At 63.9% G+C, this 20,008-nt stretch carries 21 protein-coding genes; 13 read left to right on the forward strand and 8 right to left on the reverse strand.

The genetic code is table 11. The features are described 5' to 3' along the window. Positions 1-64: 64 nt before the first annotated feature. Genes ACZ5TB_RS10680 through ACZ5TB_RS10695 form a run of 4 tightly spaced genes read right to left on the reverse strand, consistent with a single transcriptional unit; the run spans position 65 to position 2,902 of the window. Positions 65-676, reverse strand: a complete 612-nt coding sequence (locus ACZ5TB_RS10680; protein ID WP_464791211.1) for a riboflavin synthase — start codon at positions 674-676, stop codon at positions 65-67. A 32-nt stretch (positions 677-708) separates the two neighbouring features. Then, positions 709-1,662, reverse strand: coding sequence for a bifunctional diaminohydroxyphosphoribosylaminopyrimidine deaminase/5-amino-6-(5-phosphoribosylamino)uracil reductase RibD (gene ribD, locus ACZ5TB_RS10685; protein WP_464780032.1), 954 nt, complete (start codon positions 1,660-1,662; stop codon positions 709-711). Positions 1,663-1,700: 38 nt separating this feature from the next. Continuing rightward, positions 1,701-2,213, reverse strand: a complete 513-nt coding sequence (locus ACZ5TB_RS10690) for a hypothetical protein (protein WP_464791212.1) — start codon at positions 2,211-2,213, stop codon at positions 1,701-1,703. Positions 2,214-2,221: 8 nt separating this feature from the next. Then, positions 2,222-2,902, reverse strand: a complete 681-nt coding sequence (locus ACZ5TB_RS10695; protein WP_464791213.1) for an energy transducer TonB — start codon at positions 2,900-2,902, stop codon at positions 2,222-2,224. 151 nt (positions 2,903-3,053) lie between these two features. Here ACZ5TB_RS10695 and ACZ5TB_RS10700 point away from each other — a divergent pair, with 151 nt between their 5' ends. The 4 genes from ACZ5TB_RS10700 to ssb all read left to right on the forward strand — a co-directional run bounded on the left by ACZ5TB_RS10700 (position 3,054) and on the right by ssb (position 6,533). Further along, positions 3,054-3,719, forward strand: coding sequence for a COQ9 family protein (locus tag ACZ5TB_RS10700; RefSeq protein ID WP_464791214.1), 666 nt, complete (start codon positions 3,054-3,056; stop codon positions 3,717-3,719). Positions 3,720-3,806: 87 nt separating this feature from the next. Further along, positions 3,807-4,061 carry a FeoA family protein gene (locus ACZ5TB_RS10705; RefSeq protein ID WP_464792538.1) on the forward strand — a complete coding sequence of 85 codons (255 nt, stop codon included), beginning with the start codon at positions 3,807-3,809 and terminating at the stop codon, positions 4,059-4,061. After that, positions 4,058-5,917: a ferrous iron transporter B gene (gene feoB / locus ACZ5TB_RS10710; protein ID WP_464791215.1), complete on the forward strand. Its 1,860-nt coding sequence runs from the start codon at positions 4,058-4,060 to the stop codon at positions 5,915-5,917. Before ACZ5TB_RS10705 ends, feoB begins: the two co-directional genes overlap by 4 nt. Before the next feature lie 49 nt (positions 5,918-5,966). Continuing rightward, positions 5,967-6,533 carry a single-stranded DNA-binding protein gene (gene ssb / locus ACZ5TB_RS10715; protein ID WP_464791216.1) on the forward strand — a complete coding sequence of 189 codons (567 nt, stop codon included), beginning with the start codon at positions 5,967-5,969 and terminating at the stop codon, positions 6,531-6,533. 188 nt (positions 6,534-6,721) lie between these two features. Here the strand turns inward: ssb and ACZ5TB_RS10720 are convergent, their stop codons facing one another. The 3 genes from ACZ5TB_RS10720 to ACZ5TB_RS10730 all read right to left on the reverse strand — a co-directional run bounded on the left by ACZ5TB_RS10720 (position 6,722) and on the right by ACZ5TB_RS10730 (position 8,506). Further along, entirely contained in the window at positions 6,722-7,621 is a 900-nt protein-coding gene (locus ACZ5TB_RS10720; RefSeq protein WP_464778376.1) for a UTP--glucose-1-phosphate uridylyltransferase, read from the reverse strand. An 87-nt stretch (positions 7,622-7,708) separates the two neighbouring features. After that, positions 7,709-8,137, reverse strand: coding sequence for a hypothetical protein (locus ACZ5TB_RS10725; protein ID WP_464780033.1), 429 nt, complete (start codon positions 8,135-8,137; stop codon positions 7,709-7,711). Positions 8,138-8,332: 195 nt separating this feature from the next. Then, a complete protein-coding gene (locus tag ACZ5TB_RS10730; RefSeq protein WP_464791217.1) occupies positions 8,333-8,506 on the reverse strand; it encodes a DUF1674 domain-containing protein in 174 nt (57 codons plus the stop codon). Positions 8,507-8,594: 88 nt separating this feature from the next. On the opposite strand from ACZ5TB_RS10730, the gene htpX reads away from it, so the two are divergent. The 9 genes from htpX (at position 8,595) to ACZ5TB_RS10775 (ending at position 19,551) form a co-directional block, all read left to right on the forward strand. Beyond that, the gene (gene htpX, locus ACZ5TB_RS10735) at positions 8,595-9,527 is read left to right on the forward strand and encodes a zinc metalloprotease HtpX (RefSeq protein ID WP_464778377.1); all 933 of its coding nucleotides are present in this window, start codon (positions 8,595-8,597) and stop codon (positions 9,525-9,527) included. A gap of 121 nt (positions 9,528-9,648) precedes the next feature. After that, complete coding sequence (locus tag ACZ5TB_RS10740; RefSeq protein ID WP_464791218.1) at positions 9,649-10,935, forward strand: RsmB/NOP family class I SAM-dependent RNA methyltransferase; 1,287 nt, start codon at positions 9,649-9,651, stop codon at positions 10,933-10,935. A gap of 53 nt (positions 10,936-10,988) precedes the next feature. Beyond that, positions 10,989-11,474 carry a diguanylate cyclase gene (locus ACZ5TB_RS10745; RefSeq protein WP_464791219.1) on the forward strand — a complete coding sequence of 162 codons (486 nt, stop codon included), beginning with the start codon at positions 10,989-10,991 and terminating at the stop codon, positions 11,472-11,474. A 91-nt stretch (positions 11,475-11,565) separates the two neighbouring features. Next, a complete protein-coding gene (rpe, locus tag ACZ5TB_RS10750) occupies positions 11,566-12,228 on the forward strand; it encodes a ribulose-phosphate 3-epimerase (RefSeq protein WP_464791220.1) in 663 nt (220 codons plus the stop codon). Then, complete coding sequence (locus tag ACZ5TB_RS10755) at positions 12,225-13,994, forward strand: heparinase II/III family protein (RefSeq protein ID WP_464791221.1); 1,770 nt, start codon at positions 12,225-12,227, stop codon at positions 13,992-13,994. Before rpe ends, ACZ5TB_RS10755 begins: the two co-directional genes overlap by 4 nt. 95 nt (positions 13,995-14,089) lie before the next feature. Further along, positions 14,090-15,679, forward strand: a complete 1,590-nt coding sequence (gene purH, locus ACZ5TB_RS10760; RefSeq protein WP_464791222.1) for a bifunctional phosphoribosylaminoimidazolecarboxamide formyltransferase/IMP cyclohydrolase — start codon at positions 14,090-14,092, stop codon at positions 15,677-15,679. 114 nt (positions 15,680-15,793) lie between these two features. After that, positions 15,794-17,320 (forward strand): NAD(P)/FAD-dependent oxidoreductase, encoded by a 1,527-nt coding sequence (locus ACZ5TB_RS10765; protein ID WP_464791223.1) that lies wholly within the window; start codon positions 15,794-15,796, stop codon positions 17,318-17,320. Between the two features lie 10 nt (positions 17,321-17,330). Continuing rightward, on the forward strand, positions 17,331-17,744 hold the full coding sequence (locus tag ACZ5TB_RS10770) for a GtrA family protein (RefSeq protein ID WP_464778385.1): 414 nt from the start codon (positions 17,331-17,333) through the stop codon (positions 17,742-17,744). Next, entirely contained in the window at positions 17,707-19,551 is a 1,845-nt protein-coding gene (locus ACZ5TB_RS10775) for a hypothetical protein (RefSeq protein ID WP_464791224.1), read from the forward strand. The genes ACZ5TB_RS10770 and ACZ5TB_RS10775 overlap by 38 nt, the downstream gene beginning before the upstream one ends. Here the strand turns inward: ACZ5TB_RS10775 and msrB are convergent. After that, positions 19,532-20,008 carry a peptide-methionine (R)-S-oxide reductase MsrB gene (gene msrB / locus ACZ5TB_RS10780; protein WP_464791225.1) on the reverse strand — a complete coding sequence of 159 codons (477 nt, stop codon included), beginning with the start codon at positions 20,006-20,008 and terminating at the stop codon, positions 19,532-19,534. The genes ACZ5TB_RS10775 and msrB overlap by 20 nt on opposite strands.

Below are 20,008 nucleotides of genomic sequence, written 5' to 3' on the forward strand. Positions count from 1 at the left end.
TCCTTGACCAGATCGGCCTCGGGACGCAGTTATCACATCATGATGTGATTATTTCAAGCGCGAATCACATTGAGCCGCGAAGGCTCTGCATACGATCGAGATAACGGGCCAGCACGTCGATCTCCAGATTGAACGTCCGGCCGGTCGCCAGATCGTCCAGCGTGGTAGCCGCAGCCGTATGCGGAATGATGTTCAGACCGAACTGAACAGACCCGTCCGGCTGATCCTCAACGCTGTTCACGGTCAGAGAGATGCCATCGACCGTGACAGACCCCTTGGCGGCGAGTGCGGACGCCAGCGCGGGGGGCGCGGCAATTATCAGCCGAGTGGAATCCCCTTCCGGCGTGATCGACACCAATGTGCCCACGCCATCGACATGGCCGGTCACGATGTGCCCGCCCAGTTCATCCCCGACCTTGAGCGCGCGTTCAAGGTTCAGCCTGCCGCCCTGCTTCCACAGGCCGGGCGCGGTTCGCTCCACCGTTTCGGCCGACAGATCGACGGCGAACCAGTCTGCGCCCTTTTCGACCACGGTCAGGCACGCGCCCGAACAGGCGATCGAAGCGCCGATCGCAACGCCTTCCATGTCATAGGCGGTCCCGATGACGAGGCGCAGGTCTCCGCGCTGCTCGGCGGAGCGGATGGTGCCGATGTCGGTGATGATGCCGGTGAACATGGGTGTGCGATCCTGCTGGTTCCGTGACGCTCCTAAGCGCCGCGCCGCCGTTCGTAAACCTCCAGCCGGTCCTCGCCCAGCCGTCGTTCGTCAGTCAGGGTCCAGCGGTGATGCGCCCGGCCAAGATCGGTGAGGCCGATGTCGCCGATCCCCGGAAGGCCGCCACCGATGATGATGGGCGCGCGGTAGAGTAGAAGGCGATCGACCAGATCGGCGCGCAGGAAGGCCGCTGCCGCCGCCGCGCCGCCCTCCACCAGCAGATGGTCCACATGATCGAGCGCGGCGATATCCTCGGGCTGCGCGATGGCTTCCCACCCCTTGGGTGCCCGGCCGCGCGTCAGCAGCAGGCGGCGGGGTGAGCGATCCTCCAGTCCCGGTAGCCGGACATCGAGGCGCGGGGCGTCGGCGCGCAACGTGCCGCCGCCGACAAGAATGGCGTCATGCCGCGCCCGCTCCAGATGCGCATGGGCGCGCGCGGCCTCTCCCGTGATCCAGCGGCTCGACCCGTCCTTGAGCGCGATGCAGCCGTCCAGCGACAGGCCAAGCTTCAGGGTGACGGCCGGGCGGCCCAGCGTCTGCCGCAGGACGAAGCCGCGCATGGCTGCAGCAGCTTCGGAGGCCATCAGGCCCATTTCGACCTCTATGCCCCGCGCGCGCAGATGTCCCGCGCCTTGCCCATCGGTGCGCGGATCGGGGTCACGCAGCGCGATTACCACCCGCGCGACGCCCGCGCGCGCCATCAGGTCGGCACAGCGCGGGCCACGGGCTGAGAGGTGGAAGCAGGGTTCCAGCGTCACATAAGCGGTCGCGCCGCGCGCCTGATCCTTTGCTTCATCGAGCGCCTGCGCTTCGGCATGGGGTCGGCCGCCCTTCTGTGTCCAGCCGCGACCGACAACAGCACCGTCGCGGACGATCAGGCATCCGACATTGGGATTGGGCGTGGACAGACCCCGGCCGCGCTCGGACAGGGCGATCGCCGCTGCCATGAAACGGCGGTCCTCGGCAGGGTCGGCCATCGGGAAAATCAATTCTGGCCGGTCTGGGGCGCGGCCTTTTCCGCCGCCTCCGCCTTGGCCAGTCGCGAATCGAGCTGGGCGTTGATCTGCTTCAACGCTTCCTTGCGGCGGGCACTGTTGCGGGCTTCTTCGATGCGCCAGTCGATGCCGAATGCGTCGGCCCATCCCTGCATCTGCTTCTGCCGCTTCTGCAAGGCAGCCTCACTCTTTGCGAGGTCGATCTTTTGCTGAAGGATAATCGCCGCGTCCGACCGGCTCGCGTCCCAGCTCTGGATGTAGATAATCTTGTTGCGGGTCGGCATCGTGTTGGTGTTGGCATCGACCATGAACACCCAGATGATGACCCAGGTGATCGCCATCGACAGCCCGAGCAGAGGCCATTTATGCGGCCGATTCTCGCGAAAATAGCTCCACATGTCGCCAAGCGCGCTTCTGGGAGAGACTGGACGGGGGAAGATCGCCATCGCCGCTATATAGGATAGGGCGCCGCCGGATGCAAAGCCGGGGCTTGCATCCGGCATGATGGCATTCAACGGTCGGTCAGCTTGAAATGGACGGTCAACACCTTGATGCCGGGCACGGGCACGCCGTCCCGAGTCGCGGGGCGGAAGCGCCATTTGCGCATGGCGTGCCGCTGGGTCGCGATCCAGAAGGCTTCGTCCGTGGCGGACAGCCGTTCGATGGCCGTCACCTTGCCATCCGCGCCGATGCTGGCGCGGACGGTGACCGATCCCTCCAAACCCTGGCGGATCATCGATCCGGGATAGTCCGGCTGGAAAGCGGACTTCGCGCGGGGGTCGATGCCGGGTTCGACGAGAACGGGGTCGCGCGGCAGGTCGATCGGCGGCAGGATGGCGCCCCCGCCCGTTTCAGTACCAGTGCCACCGGCGGGCACGATTGGCCCCGTTCCACTGTCAGGCAGCTTTACCAAATCATCGGGACTTGCCGGGGTCGGGTCGGTCGCCGGGCGTACCGGCAGCTTGCTTTCGGGCGGCTGAGGCTGCGCCTCAGGCGGAGGCGGCGGGTCGATCGGGATCTGCTTGCCGATCAGGATCTGCGGCACATAGGGGGCGATCACCTCCTTGGGTATAAGGATGAAAGCGCCCACCACCAGCGCGTGGACGGCGATGGTTGCTCCGATCGCGACGGGCGATCCGCCTCCGCCGCTATAGCCAGGTCGTCTGTCGCCGCTCGTTGCATGCATTGCCATTACTGCCATCGCATCCTCCATCCTAAATCCGCGCGAGCTTCTGCTCGTCACAGACATGATGTTACATCATATCTTATGATATGTTGCAACATCATGTTTAGATCGAAGTCATGCGCTTGTGTGATGGCGTGCCGCGCCGTACCATAAGGGCATGACTGTACTGCCCGAAGACCCGACCCTCGATGAAGTGCGGGCGTTTCTCGCGCCGATCCTGCCGCGTCATGCCGCATTTGACGGCTGGCGCGCCGAAGCAGTCACGATGGCCGCGTCGGAAGGCCGGGTGGATGCCGACATCGCGCATCTCGCCTTTTCGGCGGGCGCCATGGACATGATCGATGCCTGGTTCGCCAGCATCGACTCGCGCATGCTGGAGGCGCTGACGCCAGAGAAGCTCGTCACCATGTCGATCCGCCAGCGCATCATCGCGCTGGTCACGGCACGGCTGACACTGCTGGCGCGCGACCGGGAAGCCTTGCGCCGCGCGCTCGCTATCATGGCCCTGCCGCAGAATAGCGTCCGCGCAGCGAAGCTCGGCTGGCGATCGGCCGATGTGATGTGGCGCGCGGCTGGCGACAGCACGACCGACCTCAATCATTATAGCAAGCGGCTGACGCTGGCGGCGGTCTATGCCGCAACGCTGCTGGTGTTCGTGGACGATGACAGCGAAGATTGGGCGGACAGCCGCGCCTTTCTCGACCGCCGGATCGAGGGTGTGATGCGGTTCGAACGGGCCAAGGCAAAGTGGAAAGGCATTGGCGGCGGCGAGCGGCTGAGCCTTGCTCGCTTCATCGGTAGGCTCCGCTACCCCGCAATCTGACTGCCCGCGAAGGGCCGCGATTCCGGCTGGCCTTTTCCTATCTATATTGATAGTCACTCGCAGGTGATTTCAGCGAGTTTTTCTTCCTTGCGCCTGTCCGAACTGCCGTTGCGCCAGCCAGCCTATGTGGACCTGATCGATTGGGACGCGCTTTCTGCGTCGGACGGTCAGCGCCTGCGTGAATTCGGTCTGTGCGAAGGGGCCAGCGTCGAAGCGCTGCATCATGGCGGTTTCCTCGGCCGGGGTCCGATCGCCTGCAAGGTCGGGCGTATGACTATTGCGATGCGGCGCAACCACGCCGCCGCGATTACCGTCCGCACGGGTCCGGCGGAGGCGGCATGAGTGGCCTGCCTCTGGTCGCGCTGGTCGGCAATCCCAATGCCGGCAAGAGCGCGCTGTTCAACGCCCTGACTGGCGCTCGACAGAAGCTGGGCAACTATCCCGGCGTGACGGTAGAACGTAAGGCAGGAAGACTGTCGCTATCCGATGGCCGCCCGCTCGAACTGGTCGACCTGCCCGGCACGTACAGCCTTAATCCCACCAGCCCCGACGAGCAGGTGACCCGCGACGTGGTCCTCGGCAAGCAGCATGGCGAGCGGCTGCCGGACGCGCTGGTGGTGGTGGTCGATGCCTCCAATCTCGACAATCACCTTCGCTTTGCCCTTGAACTGATCGCCCTTGGCCTGCCGACCGTGGTGGCGCTCAACATGGTCGATCTTGCCACCCGTGACGGGCTGGAGCTGGACGCGAATATCCTCTCGCGCGAGCTGGGCGTGCCGGTCATTTCGACCGTCGCGGTTCGGAAGCGCGGGCTCGACCATCTCCGCACCGAACTGGACACGCTGTTCGACGGCAGCGCCAAGGCACGACCTTCCGCGGCTCCGCTCGGCTTCGATGCCCTGCGCAGCGAAGCGCGCAGGATCGCACGCGCGGCGGTGGTTCGCGAAACGCCCTCGCGCCGCCTGACCGCTGCGGTCGACCGGGTGGCGTTGCACCCGGTCGCAGGTCTGCTGCTGCTGCTCGCGCTGCTCTTCATCATGTTCCAGGCGGTCTATGCCTGGTCGGCAGCGCCGATCGCCATGATCGAGGGGCTGGCCGAAATGGCAAGCAGGGTCGTCACCGACGCCTTGCCGGATGGGCTGCTACGATCCTTCCTGGTGGACGGGGTCATCAACGGCGTGGGGTCGGTCGTTGTTTTCCTGCCGCAGATCCTCATCCTCTTCTTCTTCATCCTGATGTTGGAAGCGACCGGCTATATGGTGCGCGCCGCCTTCCTGATGGACGGGCTGATGGCCCGCGTCGGCCTGTCGGGCCGCGCCTTCATCCCGTTGCTTTCCTCCTTCGCCTGCGCCGTTCCGGGAATCATGGCGACGCGCACCATCGCCGATCCGAAAGACCGGCTGACCACCATATTGATCGCGCCCCTCATGACCTGCTCGGCGCGCCTTCCCGTCTATGCGGTGATCATCGGCGCCTTCATCCCGGCGCGCAACGTGGGGCTGGGCATCGGCCTCCAGGGACTCGTGCTCTTCTGCCTCTACATCGCCGGGATCGTCGGGGCGATGCTGGTCGCGCTGATCCTGCGCGCCACCGTCACCAAGGGCGCGAGTGGCAGCTTCCTGATGGAAATGCCCAAATATCAATGGCCGCGCCCGCAGGATATATTGCTGGGATTGTGGCAGCGCGCCGTCATCTTCCTGAAGCGCGCGGGCACCATCATCTTCACATCGACCGTGATCCTGTGGGTTCTGCTCAGCTTCCCCAAGGCGCCGGAGAACAGCAGCGTCAGCCAGGTCAATTATTCGGTCGCCGGACGGATCGCCAATGGGCTCAACGTCGTGCTGGAGCCGATCGGCTTCAACCGCGACATCTCCCTCGCTCTGATCCCAGCGATGGCTGCGCGCGAAGTGGCGGTGTCGGCGCTCGCGACCGTCTATTCGCTCGATGCGGATCAAGATGAGACCAAGTTGGAGCGGAGCCTGGGCGATCGGTTGAAGGATAATTGGCCGCTGCCCACTGCGCTCGCCTTCCTCGCCTGGTTCGTGTTCGCGCCGCAGTGCATCTCCACCATTGCCGTGACGAAGCGGGAAACCAATGGCTGGAAATGGCCGCTCTTCATGATCGGCTACCTGTTCGCGCTCGCTTATGCGGCTGCTGGGGTGACTTTCTGGACCGCAACGGCCATCGGTTTAGGGTAGCGCCCGCAGGCCAGCCGACTATAAGAGCCTCCAAAGCATCGGAGGAAACATGGCGGGTTCGGTCAACAAGGTCATTCTGGTAGGCAATCTGGGCGCTGACCCGGAAGTGAAGAGCTTCCAGAATGGCGGCAAGGTGTGCAATCTTCGCATCGCCACTTCCGAAAGCTGGAAGGACCGCAATTCAGGCGAGCGCAAGGAGCGCACCGAATGGCATAGCGTTTCGATCTTTTCCGAAGGTCTGGCGGGCGTCGCCGAGCGGTTCCTGCGCAAGGGGTCGAAGGTCTATGTCGAGGGCCAGCTTCGTACCCGTAAATGGCAGGACCAGTCGGGTAACGACCGCTACACCACCGAAGTGGTTTTGCAGGGTCCGGGCGCGGTGCTGACCATGCTCGACGGCGCGCCTGGCGGTGGCCAGGGCGGCGGTCGCTCGCAGGGCGGCGGCAGTGATTGGGGCGCGAGTTCGGGCGGCTTTGGCGGCGATTATGATGATTTTGGCGGTGGCAGCGGTGGCGGCGGCTTTGGCGGTGGCAGCGGTGGGCGGTCGTCCGGTGGTGGCCGGGGCGGCGCTGGCGGGCCGAATTTCGACAACGATCTGGACGATGAAGTGCCGTTTTGAGGTGCTGCTGGGGACGTGTGAAGGACGGCTTCGTGAAACATTCCCCTCCCGCAGGCGGGAGGGGTTAGGGGTGGGCGCGAGCGGAGCGAGCTCCTGCCACCGTCGTTCCGACACTACATAGATGTTGCGCTGGCCCACCCCCGGCCCCTCCCGCTTGCGGGAGGGGAGATAAAGGAAGGGGTTTGCCCTCAGGCAGCGGCAGCGATCGTTGCTGCGCCCAATTCCGCCAGCGCAAACTTGCGGATATGCTCGCCCAGATCTTCGCGTTCCAAAGCCAACGCCAAGTTCGCTTCGATATAGCCAGCCTTTGACCCGCAGTCGAAGCGTCGGCCGTCGAAGGTCACGCCGTGGAAGGGTTGCTGTCCGATCATCGATGCCATGGCGTCCGTCAGCTGGATCTCGCCGCCCGCGCCCTTTTCCTGGGTCGCGAGAATCTTCATGACCTCAGGTTGCAGGATGTAACGGCCCGGCAGAATGAGGTTGGAGGGCGCGGTGCCGGGCGCTGGCTTTTCGACAAGGCCCTTTACCTGGGTGAGCGGGCCGTTGCGCTCGCCGGGATCGATCACGCCATAGCTGGGCGTATCGGCCATCGGCACTTCAAGCGCGCAGACCAGATTGCCGCCCACCTGATTATAAGCATCGACCATCTGCTTGAGGCAGCCCCGTCCCGGCGCACCCTTCATGAATTCGTCGGGCAGCAGAATAGCGAAGGGCTCGTCCCCGACGATGTCGCGCGCGCACCAGATCGCGTGGCCCAGGCCCAGCGGTTCCTGCTGGCGCAGGAACACCGCGTTACCGGGCGCAAGGCGCGTGCCGTCCAGGGCTGACAGGTCCTTGCCGCGCTCACGCTGCGTCGCCTCGGCCTCGTAGGCCATGTCGAAATAATCTTCGATCGCGCCTTTGCCGCGGCCGGTGATGAAGATCATCTGTTCGATCCCGGCTTCGCGCGCCTCATCGACAGCATATTGGATCAGTGGACGGTCAACGACCGGCAACAGTTCCTTGGGCACCGACTTGGTAGCTGGCAGGAAGCGCGTGCCGAGGCCTGCGACAGGAAACACGGCTTTGCGGATAGGCTTGTAGGGCATGATATTCCATTCTCGCTAGACGCGGGGGAGAGGCTTCGCCCCCCACGCGTCAAAGGTCAAGCATAGCGGGAGGATTACCTCACCCGGTCAGACGGCCAGCAGGCGCTGTGCCACCGTTTCGAGCGAAGAAATCTCCGCATCGAGATGATCAAGCGAGACATGCGTGTGATTGTTCCGGGCATCGCGGCAGGTGAAGCCGCCGGGCGCGGGCTGCTGAAAGCCGCCGATGATGAGCGATCGGAAGCGATCGATCCTCTGCATGTGTCGCTCGATATCCGAAATCTCGGTCAAGGCGCTGGCATTGCGCTTGTCACGCATCGCCACCATTGTCCGAAGCTCGGTCATCAGTTTCGCCATACTGGGGCGCATCCGGGTGCCGACAGTTCGCACGTCGCCCATAGCTTCCCGCATCATGGCGATTTTCGCCTCCAGACTCTGTTCCAGCATCGTCCAGGCACAGACCAGACGACCCACGGCACAGAGAAGCGCCGCATCTTCCGGCGCATATTCAGACACCGCCCTCACCTTTATCTCGGCTATATGATTCACGACCCACCCCCGGCTTGTTTTCTTCCTTTGCCCCGCTGAATCCTGCACGGAAGCAGGTAGCGAAGGCTAGAGGGACGCGCCGCGCCGCTCGCAGCGAGGGCACAGGCCAGCGGAAGACGTGCATAATCAGCGATGAACTGATCGAGGGGCAGGCGCTGACAATCAAAAATCGATAGCGATTCCCTTGCGTTCCCAGTCTCCGTAGCGGACGGGGCTCAATTCTTCCTCATGGCGCGAGGGGGTGTCGATCGGGTCGGGCGCAGGCACCGGCGGGCTCTTCGACAGATGCGCGGGGGGATTCACATGCGCGGGACGCTTGCCGTTATATGTTCCCATATCCAAAGCCTTTCGATTGTGGCGCCGCACCGGCAACCCCATATTCATCCATGCCCCGCTATCTGGGCTGCAAAGGAGTGGAAGACAAGTGAGCGGTTTCAAGACGGTGATGCTGTTGTCGGCGATGACGGCGCTGTTCATGGCGCTGGGCTATACGCTCGGTGGCAGCGGCGGAGCGATGATCGCGCTGCTGGTGGCGGCGGGCATGAACCTGTTTACTTTCTGGAACGCCGACAAGATCGTTCTATCGATGCATAACGCGCAGGAGGTGGATGCTCGGAGCGCACCCGAATTTTATGGGCTTGTGCGCGATCTGGCGCAGCGGGCGGGCCTTCCGATGCCGCGCGTTTACCTGATCGACCAGCCGCATCCCAACGCCTTTGCCACGGGCCGCAATCCCGAACATGCCGCCGTAGCCGCGACGACGGGCCTGCTGTCCATGCTGACCCGCGATGAGGTTGCAGGCGTGATGGCGCATGAACTTGCCCATGTGAAGAATCGTGACACGCTGATCATGACTATGGTCGCGACGATCGCTGGCGCCATCTCGATGCTCGCCAACTTTGGCCTCTTCTTCCGTGGCGGCAATGAAGAAAATGGCCATGGCAATATCCTCGCCACGCTCATGGCGATCATCGTCGCGCCCTTTGCCGCGATGATTGTGCAGATGGCGATCAGCCGCACCCGCGAATATGGCGCCGACGCCGCCGGAGCGCAGATCAGCGGCAATCCCCGCGCACTCGCATCCGCACTCGCCAAGATTTCCGGCAAGGCAGAGATGATCCCGAACCATGTGGCCGAGCGCAATCCCGCCGCCGCCCAACTCTATATCGTCCCCGTACATGTGAGCGAACTCTTCTCCACCCATCCCGCGACGGAAAAGCGCATCGCCGCGCTGGAGGAGATGGCGGGAGATGTGGGCATGCCGGTGGCTGCCGTGGCGCGGGCCTCGGCGTTGAGCCCGGTAGCGGCGCCAGCGCGTCGGCGGTCGAGTGCGCTTGATCCTTTGGGCCGGGACTGAGATCCGCCTTCTGCCGTCATGCCAGCCTGCGCTGGGATGACGGATCTGGCGGGGACGACGAATGTTGTGGCGGGTGCCAAACGGTGATTACTTTTCCCGCCAATTAGCCTAGGCGCAGGCGATGGCGAAACCTCCCCGACCCACGGATATTCCCGGCCTCCCCGCCCGTCGCGCCGCCTTGCGCCTGCTCGACGCGGTCCTGCGCCGAGGCGATCCGCTGGAGCTGGCGCTGCATGGTGCCGCGCAGGGCCTGCCCGCTCCCGACCGGGCGCTCGTCCATGCCATCGCAGCCGAGACGCTGCGCCACCTCCCCGATCTCGACGCGCTGATCGACGGCGCTACCCGCCAGCCGCTGCCCCCGGATGCCAAGGCGCGCATGGTCCTGCGCATCGCCCTTATTCAGGTGCTGGCGCTCGGCACAGCGCCCCATGCAGCCATTGCGACCGCGCTGCCTCTGGTCGATGGCGGCCCGCGCAAGCTGGTTCATGGCGTCTTTGGCACTGTCACCCGCGCCACACCCACCCTCCCCGATCCACCCACATTGCCAGACGAAGTCGTGGCGCGCTGGGAAAGCCAGTGGGGCGGCGACATGCCCGCCGCCGCCGCGCGCGCCTATGCCGTGCGCCCGCCTGTCGATGTCACCCTGCGCGACCCGGCAGAGACCACCAGCTGGGCCGAAAAGCTGGGTGGCGAAAGTTTCGCGCCCGGCCATGTCCGCCTGCCCGATCATGGATCGGTGACGGAACTGCCCGGCTTCACCGAGGGCGCATGGTGGGTGCAGGACATCGCCGCCTCCTGCCCCGCGCGCCTTCTTGGCCAAGGCGAGGGCCGCACGGTGCTGGACCTCTGCGCGGCCCCGGGTGGCAAGACGATGCAACTTGCCGCCGCAGGATGGCGGGTGACGGCCATCGACCAGTCGAAGAAGCGGCTGGAACGGCTGAGCGAAAACCTTTTGCGCACCGGCCTTTCCGCCACGATCGTTCAGGCCGACCTGCGCCAGTGGGAGCCCGCCGCTCCCGCTGACGCCATTCTGCTCGACGCCCCCTGCACCGCGACCGGCATCTATCGCCGCCATCCCGACGTGCTCCACCGCATTGGGGGCCGCCAGATCGCCGAACTTGCCGAGTTGCAGACGGAGTTGCTCAGCCGCGCAGCCCAGTGGCTAAAGCCCGGCGGCACCATGATCTACGCCACCTGCTCGCTCGAAAAGGCAGAGGGCGAAGATCAGCTGGAAAGCTTTCTGCGCACCCATCCTGATTTCAGCATCCAGAGCGCGAGGGCGGCCGAACTGCCGCAGGGCATATCCCCCCATCCGGAGGGTTGGCTGCGCACCCTGCCCAATACGCTGGCCGACCAAGGCGGAACGGATGGCTTTTTCGTTGCCCGGCTTGCCCGCGCGCCACAATGAATTAAGATCAGGCCCAGAAGAACTGCGATCTGGCAACGTCAGAAAGGCATCGCTTGCGCCCGACCGAGCCCCTTGCCCTGCACCATAGCTGGCCGCTCTACGACCTGCACCGGCATCTCGCTTCGGTGTCGCTCGACGATCGTACCGCGCGTGATGATCAAGCACTGGCGGAGCGGGGCATTGGCCTGTGGCACTGCAATCTCGACGACAATAGCCTGTGCTGGACCGGCGGCGTCTATGACCTGTTTGGTCTGGAGCGGGGCATGACGGTTCCGCGCCCGCTCGCCACATCGCTTTACCAGCCCGATTCTCGCGAGGCGATGGAGCAGCTGCGCGCCTACGCCATTCGCCATCGCCGCGGCTTCACCGTGGACGTCGATATACGGCCACGGGACGGCGGCGAGTGCACCATGCGCCTCATCGCCGCCCCGATATTGGAGGGTGCACATGTCGTCGCGCTCCACGGCGTGAAGCAGTTTTTGCCGCGCGGATCGATGGCATCACGCGGCCTGGATCCAACTATTTTCAGCCTGCCCTGAACCGCCCGCCCATGACGGCCGAAAAAGGCTGTGGATAAGGTCGAACTGCGTCGTTGCCCTTGACCCAAGGCGCGGCTAGAGCCGACTGTTGATGACCAGCCCTATCCTTATCTCGCCCTCCATCCTGTCCGCCGACTTTGCCCGTCTGGGCGAGGAGGTGCGCGCGATTGACGAGGCGGGTTGCGACTGGATTCATATCGACGTGATGGACGGGCATTTCGTGCCGAACATCACGATCGGTCCGGCGGTGGTGAAGGCGCTCCGCCCACACAGCAAGAAGCCGTTTGACGTCCACCTGATGATCTCTCCAGTGGATCAATATCTGGACGCCTTCGCGCAGGCGGGGGCGGACATCCTGACCGTCCATCCGGAAGCCGGGCCGCACATTCACCGCTCCATCCAGTATATCAAGTCGCTGGGCGTACAGGCGGGCATAGTGCTGAACCCCGGCACCCCGGCCAAGATGCTCGATTATCTGATCGATGACGTCGATCTGATCCTGGTGATGAGCGTCAATCCCGGTTTCGGTGGGCAGAGTTTCATCGCAAATCAGCTGCGCAAGATCGAGGCGATCCGCAAGATGATCGACAAGAGCGGGCGCGACATTCGCCTGCAGGTCGATGGCGGCATCGATTTCAACACTGCCCCGCGCGCCATCGAAGCTGGCGCGGACGTGCTGGTCGCTGGCACCGCCACCTTCCGTGGCGGGCCTTCGGCCTATGCCGACAATATCCGGAAGCTCAAAGGCGGGTGAGCGACAGGCGGCGCATCCCCAGCCCATCGCTTGCGGATACGGCGGAATCAGAACCAGCCGAAAACGGAATCGAACAGGGCAAGCGCCTCATCCGCGTCGCGGATGACAAGGGCCTGTCGCTGGCCCAACGGGTCGCCAACCGCTTTTACCTGATGAGCTGGAAAACGCCGATCCACGGACGGCGGCTGAAGGGCAAATATCCGCTCAAATTGCTCGCGGTGCCCGATGACGAGATTGCGGGCGATGCGAAGGCTGGTCAGGCGATCCGGGCCGGTTATTTTCTTTTTCGCGGGCTGAAGCAACCGGTCAACACGCTGGATTTTGACCGTCTGACCGTCATCCCCGCTTTCGCCGATTATCTGCACAGCTTTGCATGGCTGCGCGACCTGTCATCGGCGGCGACGCGGGAACAGGGCGCGCCCATTGCCGAAGCAGTTCTGCGCAAATGGCTGGACGTGCATGCCGAAACGCCAAGCGAACCGGCATGGCGTGCCGACAATGCAGGCTGGCGGCTGCTCTTCTGGTCGGCCCATGCGCCCCTTATCCTGTCGTCCAGCGATCTGGTCTATCGCTCGCTGGTGCTGAACTGCATCGCGCGGACGGCGCGGCATCTGGATCGCGGCGCGGACAAGGCGCCGCTTGGCCTCCCACGTCTGGTGGCCTGGGGCGGGATCGTCGCGGCTTCGATGCTGCTGCCAGGCGGCGCGGCACGCAAGATTTTCGGTGAGGCCGGTCTCAAGCGCGCCATCGAAAACACGGTTCATGACGATGGCGGCATTATCTCGCGATCGCCCAGTGACCAACTGGACGCCATCATGCTGCTGGCGATGGTGCGGGCGGTCTATGACGTTCGCCGCGAACAGGTGCCGCCTTTCCTCGCCGAAGCGCAGGGGCGCATGGTTCCCGCGCTGCTGGGCCTCACTCATGGCGATGGCGGGCTTGGCAGTTGGCAGGGCACGGGCGCAATCGACCCCGCCATCATAGAAGCTGTGATCCGGGCGAGCCGCGTGCGGGCACGTCCGCTACGGCAGGCGAGCGATTGGGGCTATCAGCGGCTCGTCGCGGGCACGACCATCGTCCAGATCGATGCTGCGCCGCCTCCGGTCGCCCGACTGGCCGAGGCGGGGTGCGCCTCCACCACCGCGATCGAGATCAGCGACGGGCCGCAGCGTCTGATCGTCAATTGCGGCGGCGCCGCGCTTGAGGGCGCCTGGATGCCCGGCGGCCTCGCACAGGGCCTGCGCACCACGGCGGCGCACAGCACGCTGGTGCTGAACAACAGCAACTCTACCGCCCTGCTCCCCGACGGCACGCTAGGGCGCGGCGTGACCGAAGTCGAATTTCACCGGCAGGAACAGGAAAGCGGCAGCCGGATTGAGATCAGCCATGACGGCTATGTGCGCCGCATGGGCTATGTCCATCGGCGCCTGCTGCTCGTCAGCATCGATGGCCGCGAAATCCGGGGCGAAGACATGCTGACGCCCGCCGCGCGCCGCCGCAGGCCGGTAAAGCTGCCCGCCGAACTCCGCTTCCACCTCGCGCCCGGAGTCGAGCCGACCGCCACGGCAGACGGCATGGGCGCGCTGCTGCGCATCGAGATGGGGCCTATCTGGCAGTTCCGCGCCAATGCCGGGAAGCTCGCCATCGAGGAAAGCCTCTGGGTGGATGGAGAAGGCCGCCCGCATGAGACCCGCCAACTGGTCGTCACCGCCGAAGCGCTGCCCGGCGGGTCGACCATCGGCTGGCTCTTCAAGCGGATGAGCTAAGGCCCTTACTCCGAATCCTGTCCTTGCCGCATCGGCCCGGCAGGACTAGAGGGCTGCGGCAAGCCTGAGCGGCACTTCGAACAGCAGGAAGCATCATGTCAGACGTCACCATCAAACGCGCCCTCCTTTCCGTGTCGGACAAATCCGGCCTCGTCGAACTGGGTCAGGCGCTGGGCAAACATGGCGTTGAACTGGTTTCCACCGGCGGCACGGCCAAGGCGCTGCGCGATGCCGGGCTGGACGTGAAGGATATTTCCGACCTCACCGGCTTCCCGGAAATGATGGACGGCCGCGTCAAGACGCTGCACCCCAAGGTCCATGGTGGCCTGCTCGCCGTGCGTGATAATCCCGACCATGTTGCGTCGATGAACGAGCATGAAATCGGCGCCATCGACCTTGTCGTCGTCAACCTCTACCCCTTTGCCGCCACGGTCGCGAAGGGTGCCGAGCGCGAGGAGATCATCGAGAATATCGATATTGGCGGCCCCTCCATGGTCCGTTCGGCCGCGAAGAATCATGAAAGCGTCGCTATTGTCACCGATCCGGCCGACTATGCCCGCCTGATCGCGGAGATGGCAGAAAAGGGCGGCGCGACCAGCTATGACTTCCGCCGGATGCTCGCGGCCAAGGCCTATGCGGCGACCGCCGCCTATGACTCGATGATCGCCAGCTGGTTCGCTTTCGCCGATCAGGGCGTCGACTTTCCCGAAACGCTGGCCGTGTCGAGCAAGCTCGGCGCGACGCTGCGCTATGGTGAGAATCCGCACCAATCGGCGGCGCTCTATCTGCCCCTCGGTCCTTCGGCCAACGGCATTGCCCAGGCGAAGCAGATTCAGGGCAAGGAACTGAGCTACAATAATTATAACGACGCCGACGCCGCGCTGGAGCTGGTCAGCGAGTTCCGCGATGGCCCGCCCACCGTGGTGATCGTCAAGCACGCCAATCCCTGCGGCGTGGCCACCGGCAACACGCTGATAGAGGCCTATGAAGCGGCTCTCGCCTGTGACAGCGTTTCGGCCTTTGGCGGCATCATCGCCGTCAACCGCCCGCTCGACGGCCCGACCGCCGAGGCGATCAGCGGTATCTTCACTGAAGTCGTCGCCGCGCCCGACGCCGATGACGATGCGAAGGCGATCTTTGCGAAGAAGAAGAACCTCCGCCTGTTGCTGACGGGCGAACTGCCCGATCCCGGCCGCACCGGCCTGATGATGAAGAGCATCGCTGGCGGCATGCTGGTGCAGAGCCGCGACAATGGCCACATCTCGCGCGATCAGCTGAAAGTCGTGACCAAGCGCGCGCCGACCGATCAGGAGCTGAACGACTGCCTGTTCGCCTGGACCGTCGCGAAGCATGTGAAGTCCAATGCCATCGTCTATGCCAAGGGCAACAGCACCGCAGGCATCGGCGCGGGGCAGATGAACCGCCTCGAATCCGCGCGCATCGCGGCGTGGAAGGCCAAGGACGCCGCTGAAAAGGCAGGCTGGAGCGAAGCCCGCACCATCGGCTCGGCGGTCGCGTCCGATGCCTTCTTCCCCTTCGCCGACGGCCTTCTCGCCGCCGTCGAGGCGGGCGCGACGGCGGTGATCCAGCCGGGCGGATCGATCCGTGACGAGGAAGTCATCGCGGCTGCCGATGAAGCGGGCCTCGCCATGGTCTTCACCGGCATGCGGCACTTCCGCCACTAAGACAGGTTGGCGGGGCGGCCCACCTGCCCCGCCATGCTTACCTGATCGTTAACCATTCCTTAGATGATTTCCGCCAATTCCGATGATAGAAGTTAGCCTATCGGGGGGCATTGCATGCCGGAAATCGACCAGAATGTGGATGTCGCCATCATCGGCGCGGGTCCGGCAGGCCTGACTGCAGCCTATCTGCTCACCAAAAAGGGCTATTCGGTTACCGTTATCGAGAAGGACCCCCGCTATGTCGGCGGGATCAGCCGTACCGTTGAACTGAACGGATTCCGCTTCGACATTGGCGGCCACCGCTTCTTTTCGAAGTCGAAGGAGGTGGTCGATCTCTGGAACGAGATTCTGCCCAATGATTTCATCCAGCGCCCCCGGATGAGCCGCATCTATTATGAGGGCAAATTCTACAGCTATCCGCTGCGTGCCTTTGAGGCGCTGTGGAACCTGGGCGTCTGGCGATCGACGCTATGCATGGCGAGCTTCGCGAAGGCCAGGCTGCGACCGAACCGCAATGTCCGATCCTTTCAGGATTGGACGGTGAATGCCTTCGGACACAAGCTGTTCTCCATCTTCTTCAAGACCTATACCGAAAAGGTCTGGGGCATGCCCTGCAACGAGATGTCGGCTGACTGGGCGGCGCAGCGGATCAAGGGCCTTTCGCTTTGGGGCGCGGTAAAGGATGGGCTGAAGCGCTCGCTGGGCCTTAACAAGCGGCCCAATGATGGCATGGCGACCAAGACCTTGCTGGAAAGCTTCCGCTATCCACGGCTTGGCCCCGGCATGATGTGGGAAGCGGCACGGGATTTCGTCGTCGGCCGGGGAAACCGGGTGCTGATGGCGCATAGCCTCAAGCAGCTATCGCACGACCAAAGCACCGGCCGGTGGCAGATGGTTGCTCAGGGTCCCGAGGGTGAGGTGCTGCTGAAGGCGCGTCATGTCATCAGTTCCGCGCCGATGCGTGAGCTGGCGGGCCGAATTCATCCTTTGCCCGCGACGCTCGGCAATGCGATGGAGCTTAAGTATCGCGATTTCCTGACCGTGGCACTGATGATCAAGTCGGAGGACCTGTTTCCCGACAATTGGATCTACATCCATGATTCGAAGGTTCAGGTCGGCCGCATCCAGAATTTCCGCAGCTGGTCTCCGGAAATGGTGCCCGATCCGTCGCTGGCCTGCGTCGGGTTGGAATATTTCTGTTTCGAGGGCGACGGGCTGTGGTCGTCCAGCGACGATGCTCTGGTCGAACTCGCCAAGCGCGAAATGGCAATGCTGGGGCTGTGCGATCCTGCCGATGTGGTCGGGGGAGCGGTCGTCCGTCAGGAAAAAGCCTATCCCGTCTATGATGATGATTATGCCGCCAATGTGCTGAAGATGCGGACGGAACTTGAGCAGCTCTACCCGACGCTGCATCTGGTCGGCCGCAACGGGATGCACCGCTACAATAATCAGGATCATGCGATGATGACCGCCATGCTGACGGTGCGGAACATCGAAGCTGGCGAGCGACAGTTCGACATCTGGGCGGTCAATGAGGACGCCGAATATCATGAAGCCGGCGAGGAAGGCGAAGAAGCAATCGGGCAGAATGCGGCTCTGGGGAGCGTGCGGCGGGTGCCCGGCCGCCTGAAGGCCGCGTAAACCGGCAGTCATGGCATTGATGAACCTTGGCCATCTGACCAGCGCCTTAACCGTCCGCTTCACCATAGTCCGTTATCTGCTGGCCAGCCTGTGCGCGCTTTGCGGCGACATGCTGCTGTTCCTGGCGTTGCTGCGGTTCGATGTGCCGCCCACCATGGCGGGCGCCATCGGCTATGCATCGGGCCTGCTGCTGCATTGGCTGATCAGTGTTAGGTTCGTTTTTCCTTCGGCTGTCGGCCCGACGAACCGGCAGCGTCTGGGCTTTGCCGTCAGCGCGGTGGTCGGCATCGCCGTGACATCCGGCCTGATCAGCGTTCTGGGAGCCGCCGGAATGGCTCCGGCGCTTGCCAAGCTGTTCGCCATCCCCGCAAGTTTTCTATCGGTATATGCGATCCGGAAATATGGCGTCTTCGCCGCTCGCTAAGATCCGCACGGGGTTCACCCGCGACATTGGGGGGGCAGCCACCCCCCGTGCCCGCTGGCTCGTCCTTGCCTGGATTTGCTGTTCCATCATCTTGTTGTGGCTGGCGCGCGACCAGCTGGGCATTTTGGGCTTTCGTGATCCGGATGACGCAATGCGCCTTCAGCAGGTGCGCGACTGGCTCGACGGCCAAGCCTTTCTCGATGTCAGTCAGCATCGCGTGAACCCGCCCTTTGGCGGACCTATGCATTGGTCGCGTATCGTCGATATGCCGATCGCGGCGATAATCTTAATGCTGCGGCCGATCCTGGGCAGCCACCTGGCCGAAGTGATCGCCTGCTCGACGGTTCCACTGCTGTTGCTGGGCGCGTTGGCATGGACACTGCATGTTGCTGTTGTTCGCATTGCTGGCAAACCGGCGGCGATACTTGCGCCGATATTGCTGCTGACGACGCCGACCATCCTCGTGCAGTTCGGGGCGTTGCGGATCGATCACCATGGCTGGCAGATATTAATGGCGACGATCGCCCTTGCCGGTATCATGGATTCGCGGCCAGGGCGCGGCGGCGTGGTCGCAGGCGCGGCCATGGCCGTGTGGCTACAGATTTCGAGCGAAGGACTGCCCTATGCCGCCCTGTTCGCAGCTGTATTGGCGTTGCGGCAGTGGCGAGATCGGGATGAGACGCCCCGTTTTGTAGCCTATGCGCTGACCTTGGGCACTGCCGCATTGCTGTTGCTGGCTGTCCTGCGCGGCATGGCGCCGCTGGCGCACGCGCAATGTGATGCCCTTTCAGCGGCCTATATCTGGCCATTGATCGCCTTTGCGGTCGTTACGCCGATTGTTTTCCGTATCGCCGCGCCTGTTTCGGCGACAGGACGGTGCGCCGCCGCTGGAACGGGCGCACTGGCTGCCGCCGCGCTGTTCATCATAACCGGCAACTCTTGCCTGACCGGCGATCCTTTCCAGTCGTTGGGGCCGGTCGCCTATAAACTCTGGTATTTGCAGGTCATGGAGGGCCGCCCGATCTGGGAACAGGGTCGCTCGATGATGGGGCTCATCCTGCTGCCCCCGATCGCAGGACTGGCCGGGTCGATCATGGCGGCGCGAATGGCCGATACGGCCGAGACGCGCGACCGCTGGCTGACCGTGGCGTTCCTTTTGACCGGATCGACGCTGGTCGCCATGCTTGTGATGCGGGCGATGTCGGTCGCTCATGTGCTGGCGCTGCCGGGGATCGCCTGGTTGATGTTACGGCTCTTCCAGCGGGCGCAGCGGAAAACCGCGACTATCCCAAGGGTGTTCGCATCCTCGGCGGTCGCCTTGCTCACACCAGCGGCCTTGTGCGCGCTCTGGATCGCAGCGACGGCAGGCGCTGAGAAAGAGGATAAATCGCCCACGCCTGCGGGTGAATGCCGCACTGCCGCGGCGTTGAGCCCATTGCGGCAGTTGCCCCGATCGACGCTGTTTGCTCCACTGGATATCGGCCCCGACATTTTGATCCGCACCCCCCACAACGTCATCGGCACGGCCCATCACCGGAATGCGGCCGGGATCACGGCGGTGGTCGAGGGCTTTACGGCCTCGCCAGCGAAGGCGCGGGCTATTCTGACGGCTTTGAATAATGGCAAGGGGCCAGACTATCTGGTGACCTGTCCCAGCCTAAATGAGTTCAGACATTATGCTCAGGAGCATCCGGGCAGCCTGGCAATGATTTTGGACAAGGGTGGACATCCCGCCTGGCTGAAGCCGGTCAGGCTTCAGGGGATGACGTCCTTGCGTGTCTACAGGATCATGCCGCCGAAAAACTGAGCGCCACGCCGTTCATGCAATAGCGTTTCCCGGTAGGCGGCGGTCCATCGTCGAACACATGGCCCAGATGGCCACCGCATCTGGCACAATGAACCTCAATCCTTGGATAGAGCAGAGACATGTCCCGCGATGTACCGATCGCACGGGGCAAGGGCGCCCAAAAGCTCGGCCAGCCCGTGCCGCTGTCGAATTTGGTCTTTGAACTGAACAAGGCCTGGCCGCACCCAGCGCATTTGAAGATTCCGGCGCGATGTTCCTTGTTCAGCGGACTGGTGAAGGGATGTTCAGTGGCATGCTTGCGCAGCACCTTATAGGCAAGTGGGCTTAGGCGCTTGCGCCACTCAGCATCGGTCAGAGCAAAGGGATAAGCGGCGGCAGCCTCTTCCATGCCCAATCGCCAGAAGGCGAGAGCGGCCGCCGCACAGGCGCTGCTTCTGAAAAGGTCCCGCCGGGTCAT

It is taken from the genome of Sphingobium sp. TomTYG74, from assembly GCF_055393875.1.